This window comes from Acinetobacter sp. CIP 101966, assembly GCF_000369725.1.
GTDB lineage: Bacteria > Pseudomonadota > Gammaproteobacteria > Pseudomonadales > Moraxellaceae > Acinetobacter > Acinetobacter lwoffii_Q.
The window spans coordinates 297,925-311,203 of sequence record NZ_KB850159.1 but is presented as its reverse complement, the minus strand read 5'-3'; the positions used below and the strand labels follow the sequence as shown (position 1 = coordinate 311,203).

Annotated in this window: 11 protein-coding genes and 1 other RNA gene; 7 read left to right on the top strand and 5 right to left on the bottom strand. The window is 44.2% G+C overall.

The features are described 5' to 3' along the window. Positions 1–46: 46 nt before the first annotated feature. Complete coding sequence (gene lon / locus F891_RS04405) at positions 47–2,473, bottom strand: endopeptidase La (protein WP_004279497.1); 2,427 nt, start codon at positions 2,471–2,473, stop codon at positions 47–49. A 147-nt stretch (positions 2,474–2,620) separates the two neighbouring features. Continuing rightward, positions 2,621–3,202, bottom strand: a complete 582-nt coding sequence (locus F891_RS04400) for a 5-formyltetrahydrofolate cyclo-ligase (RefSeq protein ID WP_004279498.1) — start codon at positions 3,200–3,202, stop codon at positions 2,621–2,623. Between the two features lie 442 nt (positions 3,203–3,644). Here F891_RS04400 and F891_RS04395 point away from each other — a divergent pair, with 442 nt between their 5' ends. The 6 genes from F891_RS04395 to F891_RS17270 all read left to right on the top strand — a co-directional run bounded on the left by F891_RS04395 (position 3,645) and on the right by F891_RS17270 (position 11,198). Next, positions 3,645–4,127 (top strand): VOC family protein, encoded by a 483-nt coding sequence (locus F891_RS04395; RefSeq protein WP_004730215.1) that lies wholly within the window; start codon positions 3,645–3,647, stop codon positions 4,125–4,127. Positions 4,128–4,579: 452 nt separating this feature from the next. Further along, positions 4,580–4,843 carry a hypothetical protein gene (locus tag F891_RS04390; RefSeq protein WP_004279500.1) on the top strand — a complete coding sequence of 88 codons (264 nt, stop codon included), beginning with the start codon at positions 4,580–4,582 and terminating at the stop codon, positions 4,841–4,843. Between the two features lie 67 nt (positions 4,844–4,910). After that, positions 4,911–8,510: an urea carboxylase gene (gene uca, locus F891_RS04385; RefSeq protein ID WP_005262301.1), complete on the top strand. Its 3,600-nt coding sequence runs from the start codon at positions 4,911–4,913 to the stop codon at positions 8,508–8,510. An 11-nt stretch (positions 8,511–8,521) separates the two neighbouring features. Further along, the gene (locus tag F891_RS04380; RefSeq protein ID WP_004279502.1) at positions 8,522–9,229 is read left to right on the top strand and encodes a GntR family transcriptional regulator; all 708 of its coding nucleotides are present in this window, start codon (positions 8,522–8,524) and stop codon (positions 9,227–9,229) included. 215 nt (positions 9,230–9,444) lie between these two features. Beyond that, a complete protein-coding gene (locus F891_RS04375) occupies positions 9,445–10,731 on the top strand; it encodes a PQQ-dependent sugar dehydrogenase (RefSeq protein ID WP_228127853.1) in 1,287 nt (428 codons plus the stop codon). 305 nt (positions 10,732–11,036) lie between these two features. Continuing rightward, positions 11,037–11,198 (top strand): YqaE/Pmp3 family membrane protein, encoded by a 162-nt coding sequence (locus tag F891_RS17270; protein WP_004279504.1) that lies wholly within the window; start codon positions 11,037–11,039, stop codon positions 11,196–11,198. 213 nt (positions 11,199–11,411) lie between these two features. Here the strand turns inward: F891_RS17270 and ssrS are convergent. The 3 genes from ssrS to F891_RS04360 form a co-directional block, all read right to left on the bottom strand. Beyond that, a non-coding RNA gene (gene ssrS / locus F891_RS17265) (6S RNA) lies at positions 11,412–11,595 on the bottom strand. 97 nt (positions 11,596–11,692) lie between these two features. Further along, positions 11,693–11,980 (bottom strand): cell division protein ZapA, encoded by a 288-nt coding sequence (locus F891_RS04365; protein WP_004279505.1) that lies wholly within the window; start codon positions 11,978–11,980, stop codon positions 11,693–11,695. After that, entirely contained in the window at positions 11,977–12,534 is a 558-nt protein-coding gene (locus tag F891_RS04360) for a hypothetical protein (RefSeq protein ID WP_004279506.1), read from the bottom strand. Before F891_RS04360 ends, F891_RS04365 begins: the two co-directional genes overlap by 4 nt. Before the next feature lie 64 nt (positions 12,535–12,598). Between F891_RS04360 and F891_RS04355 the strand changes: the two genes are divergently transcribed. Beyond that, a complete protein-coding gene (locus tag F891_RS04355) occupies positions 12,599–13,231 on the top strand; it encodes a UPF0149 family protein (RefSeq protein WP_004279508.1) in 633 nt (210 codons plus the stop codon). Positions 13,232–13,279: the final 48 nt, after the last annotated feature.

Below are 13,279 nucleotides of genomic sequence, written 5' to 3'. Positions count from 1 at the left end.
TAAAAAACCCTGCCGAAGCAGGGTTTTTTATATGAAACATCAAGTCTTAATGACGCGCTGCTTTCGCTTCTTCTTTGGTTTTCACAATTGGTGCTTTAACCAAGGCTTTTGGCAAAGAGGTCAGTGCCAGCGGTAAAATCTCATCAATCGATTTTACGGCTTTAATTTCTAGACCTTCTTTGACATTTTCTGGAATTTCCGCCAGGTCACGTACGTTTTCCTGTGGAATGAATACCAGCTTGATGCCACCACGATGGGCTGCCAAAAGTTTCTCTTTCAAGCCACCGATACGCAGCGCACGACCGCCCAGACTGGTTTCACCTGTCATCGCGATATCCGGACGAATCGGGATACCCGTGAAAGCAGATACCAATGCTGTAGTCAAAGCCAAACCTGCCGATGGACCATCTTTCGGTGTTGCGCCTTCAGGTAAATGCACATGCACGTCGGTTTCTTCAAAGCGCGAGGCTTCGATGCCGAGTTCATCCGCACGGGTACGCACTACAGTCATCGCAGCGGTAATCGATTCTTTCATGACATCGCCAAGAGAACCGGTGGTAATGAACTTGCCTTTACCTGGGACTGCTGCAACTTCAATGGTCAGTAATTCACCGCCGACAGAAGTCCAAGCCAGACCATTTACACGGCCAATTTGCGCTTCTTCTTCCGCCATACCGTAGTCAAATTTATGTGGACCCAAGTAATCTGGAAGATTTCCTGCGGTCACTTCAACCTGAAGGTTTTTGGCTTTCTTGCTAACCGCTTCTTTTACCACTTTACGTGCAATTTTTGACACTTCACGTTCAAGGTTACGAACACCGGCTTCACGGGTATAACGGCGCACGATGTCACGAATCGCCTCTTCATGCACGGTCAATTCTTTGGCACGTAGACCATTGTTCTTGATTGCTTTAGGAACAAGGTAACGGTCCGCAATATTGACTTTCTCTTCTTCGGTATAACCCGGGAGACGAATCACTTCCATACGGTCCAGTAGGGCCTCAGGAATGTTCATGCTGTTCGCGGTACAGATAAACATCACTTCAGACAGGTCCAGATCCAAATCCAGATAGTGATCGCTGAACTTGTTGTTTTGTGATGGATCAAGTACCTCAAGCATCGCAGAAGCCGGATCGCCACGGTAGTCTTGCGCCATCTTGTCGATTTCATCGAGCAGGAACAACGGGTTTTTTACACCCACTTTAGTCAATGACTGCACAATTTTACCTGGCATCGCACCGATATAGGTACGACGGTGACCGCGAATTTCCGCTTCATCACGCACGCCGCCCAGTGCCATACGCACGAACTCACGACCAGTTGCTTTGGCAATTGATTCACCGAGTGAAGTTTTACCCACACCTGGAGGACCAACCAGACACAGAATCGGGCCACGCAATTTTTTCACGCGTGACTGAACTGCCAGATATTCCACAATGCGATCTTTGACATCGTCCAGACCATAATGGTCTGCATCCAGAATTTCCTGTGCTTTGCTCAGGTTAATGCTGACTTTGCTGGCTTTATTCCATGGTGTATCCAGAATGACTTCCAGATAGTTACGTACCACAGCAGCTTCACTTGAAGCAGGCTGCATCGCTTTTAATTTACGGAATTCAGCTTCTGCTTTTTTACGTACATGCTCAGGCAAATCTGCTTCAGCCAGACGTTTTTCAATTTCAGCGACATCGTCTTCCGCACCACCATTCATATCAGAAAGCTCGCGCTGAATGACTTTCATTTTTTCATTCAGGAAATATTCGCGCTGGTTCTTTTCCATCTGACGTTTAACAGAATCATGCAGGGTTTGCTCAATCTGTTGTTCTTCAGACTGTTGCAATAGATAAGTCATCAGCTCAGTCAAATGCGCTTCGAATTCGTCATGTTCCAGGAATTTCTGTTTGACATCAATATTCAAGGGAACACGGGTTGCGACGAAGAACAATAACTGTAATAGATCTTCAATTTTGTTGGCTGCGGTGATCAGTTCACGCGCATTACGAAGTTTCGCTTCTGCATATTGAGCGAAAAGCGCACGTAATTCCTGCAAGCGCACAGCTTGGGTGTCTGCATCGACGCTCACCGTCATTGGGCTGAGTTCATGCTCTGCTGTCAGATACTCAGTTTCGTCAATGATAGTTTTCAGCTTGGCACGGTGCAGGCCTTCGATCAGGACTTTAATACAGTTTTCATCATTTTCGTGATTCACAACTTGCACAATCTTCGCGACAGTACCGTATTGATATAAATTGTCGTGATCAATTTCTTCTGTAAGCGAATCTTTTTGCGCAACTACAAATACTAGATTGTCACTGTTACGAGCCACATCAACTGCATTGATCGATTTTTCACGACCGACAAACAGCGCAATTTGCATATGTGGATAAACCACCACATCACGCAGCGCCAAAAGGGGTAATACACTTGGAACCTGAGGCTCTAAGGTTTCTTGATTCATAATAATTTCAGACATGAGCACTCCTAATGAGTGACAACGGTGTTGCCATGCTTTTAATAGTGATGGGTAATTTTAAAAATACAAGGGCAGTTAAGATTAAATTGTATAAAAAATGACTAATTATGTGATTTTAAAGTAGTTAGCAAGGATAAAATTGCAAAATTAACGTTTGAACTTTATAAATATTGTCGGGGTGATTAAAGCATCAAGGGGCTGATCCCATGGTTCACGTTTTAACGGCTGTGCCAGCAGTTGAAAGTCATGTGCCAGCCCCAGACGGAACGGACGCCCAGGCGCAGAAGCCAAGGTACGATCATAAAAACCGCCGCCCATCCCAATCCGTGTGCCTGAAGTATCACAGGCCAATAGCGGCATGAGTAATAAATCCAGGTTGGAAACATGCACACCACGGGTGCTCATGGGCTCTCGCATACCCAGCCGATGATGGGCAAAGCGCTTGTTATGATATTGATGCTGGGTGATCCGGATCCAGACCAGCTGCTGATTCATGTCGCAAATCGCTGGTAGATACACCTGTTTGCCCAGTTTAAAACAGCGTTCAATAATCGATTGGGTCTGAATCTCCCCAAAAGCATGCAAATACAGGCCAATACGTTGGGCATGAATAAATTCTGGACTGCGGATCAGGCGGTTTAAGACTTTTTGTGCGGACTGCCTTTGCTCAAATTTAGAGAGATGACGACGCGTTTTACGAAGGTATCTTCTTAATTCCTGAATGGTCATAGGGCAAAAAGCATATGCAACAAAATTGTGCTCTAGTCTAAGTGGGAATTCTGGAAAAGTAAAAAATAATTATGAGCTGAAATTTCATATGATTCCATATCTGGTTATTTAAATTCGGCTAATTTTGCCAGCAGTCTCAAAGTTAAAAAACTAAAAAAGTATTTATATCACTAATTTTTTTAATATCTCGAAACGGTCAATTCATTTTCTTTGATTCACGATTTTCCAAGCAATCCATCGTTCAGTGACAAACTCTGGAAACGCATCAGTTTAAGCACTTTGAAACAGCTTTCGATCAATAAAAATACAATTCTAAAGTAGGTTTATTCTGTTTTTTGGTGAAAGATAGACAAGGGATCATATGACTATTCTCGACTGATATATGAAACACATTGTGCTTAGGCAGAGCGTGTAAGACCTAAATCAATGGAGATTGAACATGATGAATATTGCGAAGAACACCATCTGCCTTTGGTACGATGACGATGCCGAAGGTGCAGCACGATTTTATGCAGAAACCTTTCCAAACTCCTCAGTTGGCGCGATCAATCTTGCACCCGGAGATTATCCCTCCGGAAAAGAAGGCGATGTTATCACCGTCGAATTTACGGTGATGGGCGTTGCCTGCATTGGACTGAATGGTGGCCCTGACTTTCAACACAATGAAGCATTTTCATTTCAGGTGGCGACTGAAGACCAAGAAGAAACAGACCGATACTGGAATGCCATTGTTGGCAATGGCGGTCAGGAAAGCGAGTGTGGATGGTGTAAAGACAAGTGGGGTATTTCCTGGCAGATTACGCCAATGGTCCTGATCAACGCCTGTAACAGTCCTGACCGTGCTGCGGCCAAGCGCGCATTTAATGCGATGATGACCATGAAGAAAATTGATGTTGCCGTGATTGAAGCCGCTTTTCGTGGTTGAGTGACAGAGATTATCCGTAATTTCAGTGAATATTACTGGGTAGCCTTATTTACTTCAATATTTGAAACCTCTCCTTTTATATTTCCTTTCGATCATCTCCTGTGTGCCTATATGCATCTTGGGTTAAAACCCCCTTAAGCCCGGCATGGAGTACCTCCAATTTTATTACTAGCCCAAGATATAAGCTGAATGGTTCCCTTAAAGGTTCATTAATAGATAGGCTTTTATATCAGTGTCGTACAAGTTGGAGAGATGTAGCTCATGCAATATGAGTTCCAGAATAATTTTTGCACTGAATTGAAAACAGGCTGAACCAAAAACAACCATCCAATGAAATTCTCCCTAATTTATACATCTTAAATTTTATTAAGACATTGAAAATAAAATAAAAATTAAACTGGCATAAGTTCTGCATAACTGTATTCAAACTTGGATACAAGATTGGATACAGAATGCTTCATCAGAAAATGATCGGCTGGACAGTCCGAAAATGGCGCGATGCCGATCAGCCAAAACAGCTTCAACTGAATCATCTTGCTCAACGCACTACCCATGTTGAGGTGGGTGAACTTGTCTGGATTCCGGTTGCGAATGCTGCACCTCTTCAAGCAAAAAACGATGCATTTAAAAAAGCTGTATTTGCGGACGGTATGTATCAAAGGCTACGACACAGAGCAGCGAACATAGTCGATAGCGGCTTTATATACAGCAGCTGAATCAGAAAACAACGAAATAGACCCATTCAGCAGATTCAAAAAATAGAGAGAATAAAAGGGGATTCACATGTTTAAAACTGTACTGATTGCAAATCGCGGCGAAATTGCTATTCGTGCCATTCGCACATTAAAAAAAATGGGTATAACCAGTATAGCCATCTATTCAGAAACGGACCGTTATGCACAGCATGTGATTGATGCAGATATTGCAGTGTCCTTAGAAGGTACCAAACCGAGTGATACCTATTTAAGTATTGAAAAGCTGATTGCCGCAGCCAAGAATACCGGGGCCGAAGCAATTTTCCCAGGTTATGGTTTTCTGTCAGAAAGTGCTGACTTTGCCCGTGCCTGCGAAGAAAATAATATTGCCTTTATGGGGCCAACACCGGAGCAGATTCTGGAATTCGGCTTAAAACACAGGGCGCGTGAACTTGCTGCAGCTGCCAATGTACCCATGACTCCCGGTACAGGTCTGCTAAATAGTCTGGACGAAGCTTTGGCGGAAGCTGAAAAAATTGGTTATCCAATTATGCTGAAAAGCACAGCAGGTGGTGGTGGAATTGGCTTGACCCGTTGTGATGATGCCGAGGCACTTCGGGAGGCTTATGAAAGTGTAAAACGTCTGGGCGAGCAGTTCTTTAAAGACGCAGGGGTATTTTTAGAACGCTTTATCGATAAAGCCCGTCATGTCGAAGTTCAGATTTTTGGGGATGGTCAGGGACAAGTCGTGGCTTTGGGTGAACGGGATTGTTCATTACAGCGCCGTAATCAGAAGGTTGTGGAAGAAACACCAGCGGCACAGTTACCTGAAGCAACCCGTCAAAAACTGCATCAGGCGGCAGTTGAACTGGGTAAATCGGTGAAATATCGCAGTGCCGGTACGGTTGAGTTTATTTACGATGCAGCACGTGACGAGTTTTATTTCCTTGAAGTGAATACCCGTTTGCAGGTAGAGCATCCGGTGACTGAAATGGTGACTGGACTGGACCTGATCGAATGCATGTTGAAAGTGGCAGCAGGCGATACTCTGGATTGGAAGCATCTAAGCAGTATTCAGCCTCAGGGTGCAGCGATTGAAGTACGCATCTATGCCGAAGATCCGGTGAAAAATTTCCAGCCGAGTCCAGGGATTTTGACGGATGTCTTTTTTCCGGAAGATGTCCGGGTTGATACCTGGGTGAGTACCGGAACTGAAATTTCCCAATACTTTGACCCAATGATTGCCAAGATTATTGTGCATGCTGAAGACCGTGATATCGCCATTCATACGCTTAAATCAGCTTTAGCTGAAACTCGCCTGAATGGTATTAGTACCAATCTGGATTATGTGCATACTGTTATTTCAGATCCACGTTTTGAACAGATGCAGATCTGGACACGCATGCTGGATGATTTCAAATATGTGCCGAATGTGATTGAGGTGATTCAGCCGGGTACACAAAGTTCGATTCAGGATTATCCGGGTCGTGTCGGGTATTGGGATATTGGTGTACCGTCTTCAGGCCCAATGGATGATTATGCCTTCCGGCTGGCCAATAAAATTGTTGGGAATGTCGAGGCCGCCGCCGGGTTTGAATTTACCCTGCAAGGTCCAATCCTCAAATTTCATGCAGAAAATATCATTGCTTTAACTGGCGCACCTTGTCCGGTAAGTCTGGATGATGAAGCAGTAAATTTCTGGCAGCCTATTCAGGTAAAAGCAGGCCAAACCCTAAAAATTGGACAGGTTGAATCCGGATGCCGGACCTACCTGGCTGTACGAAATGGTCTGAATGTGCCGGAATATCTGGGTAGCCGTTCTACCTTTGCTTTAGGTAATTTTGGTGGACATGCAGGCCGAGTGTTACGGGCTGGTGACATGATTAAGATGGTGAATCCTGAGCTGCCGGCCGATGGTCTACCTTTAGCGATTGCAGAACCTGAAGTTTTGGCAACAGATCTGATTCCAAGTTATGGCAAGGAATGGAAAATTGGTGTGCTCTATGGTCCGCATGGCGCTCCTGATTTCTTTAAAGCTGAATATATTGAGGAGTTTTTTGCATCAAGCTGGAAAGTGCATTTTAACTCGAACCGATTGGGTATCCGTTTAACCGGACCGACGCCAAACTGGGCGCGTGAAAATGGCGGTGAAGCGGGTCTGCATCCATCCAATGTACATGACTGTGAATATGCCATTGGTGCGATTAACTTTACCGGTGATTTCCCGGTGATTTTAGCCAAAGATGGTCCGAGCTTGGGCGGTTTCGTTTGTCCGGTAACCATTGTCAAAGCTGAACTATGGAAAATTGGACAGCTGAAAGCCGATGACACGATTAGCTTCTATCCAATTTCGGTAGAACAGGCCAATGCGCTGGAGCGGCAGCAAATTCAAACCCTCCAAAACTTTGCCAAGGCAGAGATGCCCTACGAGGCTGAAGTCGTGGCAGTTCAAGCAGAAAGTATTCTGGCATTGCGTGAAGCTACACCAGATGCACCAAAAGCTGTATATCGTCAGGCAGGTGACAGTTATATCTTACTGGAATATGGTGACAACGTACTGGATTTGGCCCTACGCCTGCGCGTACACCGCTTGATGCAACTGATCCGTGAAGCTGATCTTGACGGTATCCTGGAATTATCACCTGGTGTGCGATCCTTGCAGATTAAATATGATGGTCTGCGTTTGAGCCAGCAGCAACTGATTCACTTCCTGCTTGGTCTTGAAGAACAGATGGGTGATTTACGTGACATTAAAATACCTTCAAGAATTATCCATTTACCCATGGCCTTTGAGGACTCAGCGACTCTGGGTGCGGTTGAGCGTTATCAGGAAAGTGTCTGTGCCAAGGCCCCATGGCTACCGAATAATGTCGATTTTATTCAGCGAATTAATGGTCTAAACACTCGTCAGCAAGTTAAAGACATTATTTTTGATGCCAATTATCTGGTTTTGGGGCTAGGAGATGTGTATCTGACCGCACCTTGTGCAGTACCAGTCGATCCGCGCCACCGTTTACTGAGTTCCAAATATAATCCGGCCCGTACTTTTACCGCTGAAGGTACAGTCGGGATTGGTGGCATGTATATGTGTATTTATGGCATGGACTCACCGGGTGGCTATCAGTTGATCGGCCGTACCGTGCCGATCTGGAACAAGTTTAAAAAGAACAAACAGTTTGGCGATCAGCAATGGTTCTTACGCTTTTTTGACCAGATTAAATATTATGAGGTCACTGAGGCCGAACTGGACCAGTTCCGCGCTGATTTCACCCATGGTCTGGCAGAAATTAAAATTGAGGAATGCGAGTTTGACTTTGCAGCGTATCAGGATTTCCTTGCTGCAGAACAGGACAGCATTGCCGCCTTTAAAGCGCAGCAGCACGCTGCTTTTAGCACCGAAGTTGAACGCTGGAAAGACGAGTTTGATGCACCTGTAGAAATAGAAGTGCTGCAGGATGATACCGATTACAGCCAGTATGTCCCTCTCAACGCCTCTATGACCGGCAATATCTGGAAGATTTTTGTAGAAGCCGGGCAGATTGTGAAAAAAGGCGACACGGTGGCCATCATCGAGGCCATGAAAATGGAGCTGCCGGTCTATGCTGACGATGATGGCATTGTCAAAGCCATTATCTGCCGTTCTGGTCAGACCGTGCATAGTGGTGAGCCACTGGTCTATATGGAGTAATGGATTGAGCCATGACTATTGTTCGCAATCCAAGTACTAAAGCGACAGGAAAAAGCTCAGACAATCTGTCTGAGCTGGTTTTCCAGAAAATTAAAAATGACATTTTTGACTTTAAGCTGATGCCGGGAGAGCGCTTTACCGAATCGGAAATTGCTGAAAGCTATGCCGTAAGCCGTACACCCATCCGGCAAGCTTTGTATCGCTTGCAGCAGGAAGGTTATGTCGAGGTGCAGTTTAGAAGTGGCTGGAAGGTTCGGTCACTAGACTTTAAAGTTTATGAAGAACTGTATGATCTGCGGATTTTATTGGAAGGTTATGCAGTCGAACAACTTTGTCAGATGCCCAAAGACCAGTTGCAGGTTGCTCTGGCTGTTTTGATTCAAACCTGGTGTATTCAACCAGAACAATATATCTATGATCTCAGGCGGTTATCTGTAGAAGATGAAGCATTTCATTGTCATTTGGTATTGGCAGCCGGCAATGCAGAAATGGCAAAAATACATAGTGAGATCAGCGAAAAAATTCGGATCATACGCCGTCTAGATTTTTCCAAAGATTATCGGGTTACAGCGACCTATGCCGAGCATCAACAAATTTTAAAGGCGCTGCTTGCCCAAGATGCAGTCGCTTGTCTTTCTATATTAGAGGCTCATATTCGACACAGCCGTAATGAGGTAAAAAAAATTACTCTGGAAATGTTATCCTGCCGTCCTGCGTAAGTTAGTCAGGATAAATTTATTTTTATAGCAAGATAAATATCAGACTTAACTCAAAATTGATAACCAATTCATAACCAGAAAAAACAAGAACCCGCTAGTGGCATCTCAAATTGTTTTTTAAAGTAAGTTGAGGATGATAATAACAAGAGATAAAAATGCTTCATCAGCCTATTCAACTTTTACTTACAGGTGCCAGCTGTGCACTTCTCCTAACCATGACTGGATGTACCATGCCTTCCAAGTCGCCTATCAATGACAGTTATGGTTCCCAGCCACATTTGCCCAAACCAAAATCAAGCTTGCTGCCTACAGTCAATATGGCGCCCGCCAAAGGTTGGCCTGAAGGTAAAATGCCGACACCCGCGACAGGTTTAAAAGTTCAGGCATTTGCCAAAGGGTTGCAGCATCCGCGCTGGCTATATGTATTGCCGAATGGTGATGTGCTGGTGGCCGAAACGGATGCACCACCCAAGCCCGATGATAGCAAAGGGATCAAAGGAAAAATCATGAAATGGGTGATGCAACGTGCAGGTTCATCGCACCCCAGTGCCAACCGCATCAGTCTGCTTCGCGATAGCAATGGAGATGGGGTGGCTGAACAAAAAATCGTATTTTTACAGAATCTCAATTCTCCATTTGGCATGGCACTGGTCGGCAATATGTTGTATGTGGCGAATACTGATGCCCTAATGCGCTTTCCTTATCAGAACGGTGCGACTCAAATTACAGCAGCCGGTACCAAGGTGCTGGATTTACCGGCAGGCCGTTTAAACCATCACTGGACCAAAAATGTCATTGCCAATCCTGCCGGAAGCAAACTCTATATCACGGTGGGTTCCAACAGTAATGTCGCTGAAAATGGCTTAGAGCAAGAGCAGGGCCGGGCACTGATCATGGAATTTGACATAGCCAGTGCTCAAGCGCGACCTTTTGCCATCGGACTGCGTAATCCGAATGGCATGGATTGGCAACCTAAGAGCGGCACACTTTGGACAGTGGTGAATGAACGTGATGAGCTCGGTAATGATCTGGTTCCTGATTACCTGACCTCTGTCAAAGAAGGTGCTTTTTATGGCTGGCCCTATAGTTATTATGGCCAACATGTAGATACACGGGTCAAACCGCAAAAACCTGCCTTAGTTGCGCGAGCAATTCCACCGGATTATGCATTGGGCAATCATACAGCTTCATTGGGCTTGGCCTTCTATAGGGCAGACCTGATGCCTCAATATCGAAATGGAGCGCTGATTGGTCAGCATGGTTCATGGAACCGCAAACCGCATAGTGGCTATAAAGTGATTTTTGTTCCCTTTCAAAATGGGCAACCGATGGGCCCACCTCAAGATGTCTTGACTGGATTTTTAAGTGATCAGGGCGATGCATATGGGCGACCAGTCGGTGTGGCGGTAGATTCCTCCGGTGCCATTTTGGTTGCTGATGATGTCGGTGATGTGATTTGGCGAGTATCAGCCTTGAGTACACTAGCTGCAGTAAGTAAATAAAGGTCTAGGGATTCAAGATTTTATTCAGATCTGAATCTATGGAAAGTAAAAGTTAAAGCAAAGACTGTTTCATTCAAACGTCAATATTTTGATTGAAAATATGCAAAGGTTAGCGGATTTAAAATAATTTTTAAGCTTCATTTAAGCTGGCTGAATTAGGCTTTCAGGATATTTTTACGCGGGATTACAGCATGTACAGAGATTCTGCTGATCCCATTAAAAATATCTAAATCTTAGTACCAGTTTTAAGTGCCCATAAAAACTGGATATAAAAATTTAAAACATGGCAAAAGAGGGTTTTAAAAATGAAATCAATTATTGCATTTATCTTCCCTTGGTCATTATTTATGACCCTTCATCGACCAGTCGAAGCGACAGTGTGCTTAATGCTTCAAATTTCGATTTTAGGCTGGATTCCTGCTGCAATCTGGGCGATGCATATTTTATATCGAGATAAAATTGCCTAAAAAATAGGGGAGTGAGTTACCAAAAACTTTTTCATCTTTATTTAACTTAAAGCAATTTAGATTTCTTTTTTTAATTTAAAAGAGTTCATTTTCATGCAAGATGATTATTACATCAATAAAATGAATCTGGAAGAATGTTCGAGAGAAAGACTATAAAATTAAAATAAGAGGAAATTCAGGAAAAATTATAATTATATTTTGAAAAAGAAATTGAAGTACTCCGAAGATGCCGCTGCATGTGTCGTTACCCTGAACCCGATGAGTTCAAGGAGGATGCGACGTATACTTGCTGGGTTTCCCATACGGAGATGGGCATACACTCTAAATATACAGAACACACCCATAAGTGTTAGTATCGGCAGGGGAATAGACCCGCTGGCGAACACCTCAGAGTTAAGTTAATTATAAACAATAATCCCGGTGTGGCAACTCTATGCTGTTCATGAACTGTAAACAGTTCGGTCGAATGTCCGAAGTTTAAACAGAATTCGAGATTATTCAGTCAGTTCTTCAACTTCTTCTAAAATAGTTTGTAACAAACGCTCGCAATGCGCATATTGTTGCAGTGATCTATTCATATTCAAAACCTCCTGCATCAGCTCAAGTGCCACCATAATAATCAGCTTGCTAGGTTCCATGCGTGGTGCTTTACGGCGAAATTCATCATATTTGTCATTTAATAACTGTGCCGCGCGTTCTAATTCTTCCTGCTTGTCAGGAGTAGAGGCCAAACGGAAACTATGCCCCAATACTCTGAGATCAATTGCAATTTGTTCACTCATGATGAGGCTTCCTCAGTCGCTTCAGTCGGATGGGCCAGTTGTTGAATTTCCTGTGCGTGATGATCCTGCGCAGTGCCAAGAATGGCCAGACGTTGAATAATCGCTTCAACCTTGGCTTTGGCATTTTCATTTTTCTGGGTTAAACGTTCAGATTCCTGAGTCAGACGCTGAATTTCCTGCTGGGCATGACGCTGTTCAAGGATCATCTTTTCCTTAACTACGCGCAGTTCATTCCGTTCAGCCAGAATTTCCTGAAAACGGTTTTTCAGGTCGGTACAGCTTTTTTCCAGACGACCATAACGGTCTGCCAGTGCAGTTGCATCATTATTAAGCAGTTGAAACTGGGCACGAGAATCCGTCAATTGTTCTGTCAGATTTTCATTTTCTTGTTGTTTTTGCGCAATCACGCTGTTTTTTTGTTCAATTTGCTGTTGATGTTGCATCATTGAAGAGTCTTGCTCTTCGCGCAAACTGGAATTTTCACTTTCAAGCCGTGCAAGTCGCGTTTTTAACACGCCGATCTGCACTTGTAGACGCTGTAATTCTTCTAACATATCGAGGTCGCACAGTGTTGCAAACAAAGGTAATATATAAGCAGTATAAAGATTGGATAAACGAATGCAAGACGATATTTCAGGTTGGACCGAATGGCACCGCAATTTTTCTTCAATTGAGGAAATTTCTAGCCCTAGCGAACTACATGGTTTGCTAACTGGCATTGTTTGTGTCACCCAGGCGCCAAGCAGTGAAGAGTGGTTACAGATTTTAGAAACACTGGATGTACCTGAACTGGATGCCGAAGCATTAGAGTTGTTGACGGGCGAAGCTGAAGATGTGTTTCATGCACTGTCTGAAGATGAGCTGGATTATTTACCTTTGCTGCCTGATGATGAGCATGTGCTTTCAGAACGCGTACAGGCTCTGGCGGACTGGTGTGCAGGCGTGGTCTTAGGTTTCGGACTGGCTTCAGGACATATCCGTCAGGATGAAGTTGAGCTGATTGAACATTTACAAGATGTAGCCGCAGTTGAATTTGAAGACTCAGACGATGATGATGAAGGTGAAGAAAGCTATCAGGAATTGTACGAATTTGTGCGTCTGATTCCTGTCAGTCTGTCTTTAGGGCGTAAAAAGGTCCAAGTTGAAGAAACGCCCCTCTTACAGCAATTTAGTCAAAAAAATCAGCCTAAAGTCGCTACTACAGAAGCGCAAAGTGTAGTCGAGATTTTCTCGCCTAAACGTCCAAGCTGATGAAATGCTGAGGTGAGTCATCACCTGCTTGAAATCAGGCATATATTT

Coding starts and splice junctions, on each gene's coding strand:
- F891_RS04365 (WP_004279505.1), bottom strand. CDS start 11,980: ATGAGTGAACAAATTGCAATTGATCTCAGAGTATTGGGGCATAGTTTC.
- F891_RS04360 (WP_004279506.1), bottom strand. CDS start 12,534: ATGTTAGAAGAATTACAGCGTCTACAAGTGCAGATCGGCGTGTTAAAA.
- F891_RS04390 (WP_004279500.1), top strand. CDS start 4,580: ATGCTTCATCAGAAAATGATCGGCTGGACAGTCCGAAAATGGCGCGAT.
- lon (WP_004279497.1), bottom strand. CDS start 2,473: ATGTCTGAAATTATTATGAATCAAGAAACCTTAGAGCCTCAGGTTCCA.
- uca (WP_005262301.1), top strand. CDS start 4,911: ATGTTTAAAACTGTACTGATTGCAAATCGCGGCGAAATTGCTATTCGT.
- F891_RS04355 (WP_004279508.1), top strand. CDS start 12,599: ATGCAAGACGATATTTCAGGTTGGACCGAATGGCACCGCAATTTTTCT.
- F891_RS04395 (WP_004730215.1), top strand. CDS start 3,645: ATGAATATTGCGAAGAACACCATCTGCCTTTGGTACGATGACGATGCC.
- F891_RS04380 (WP_004279502.1), top strand. CDS start 8,522: ATGACTATTGTTCGCAATCCAAGTACTAAAGCGACAGGAAAAAGCTCA.
- F891_RS17270 (WP_004279504.1), top strand. CDS start 11,037: ATGAAATCAATTATTGCATTTATCTTCCCTTGGTCATTATTTATGACC.
- F891_RS04375 (WP_228127853.1), top strand. CDS start 9,445: ATGACTGGATGTACCATGCCTTCCAAGTCGCCTATCAATGACAGTTAT.
- F891_RS04400 (WP_004279498.1), bottom strand. CDS start 3,202: ATGACCATTCAGGAATTAAGAAGATACCTTCGTAAAACGCGTCGTCAT.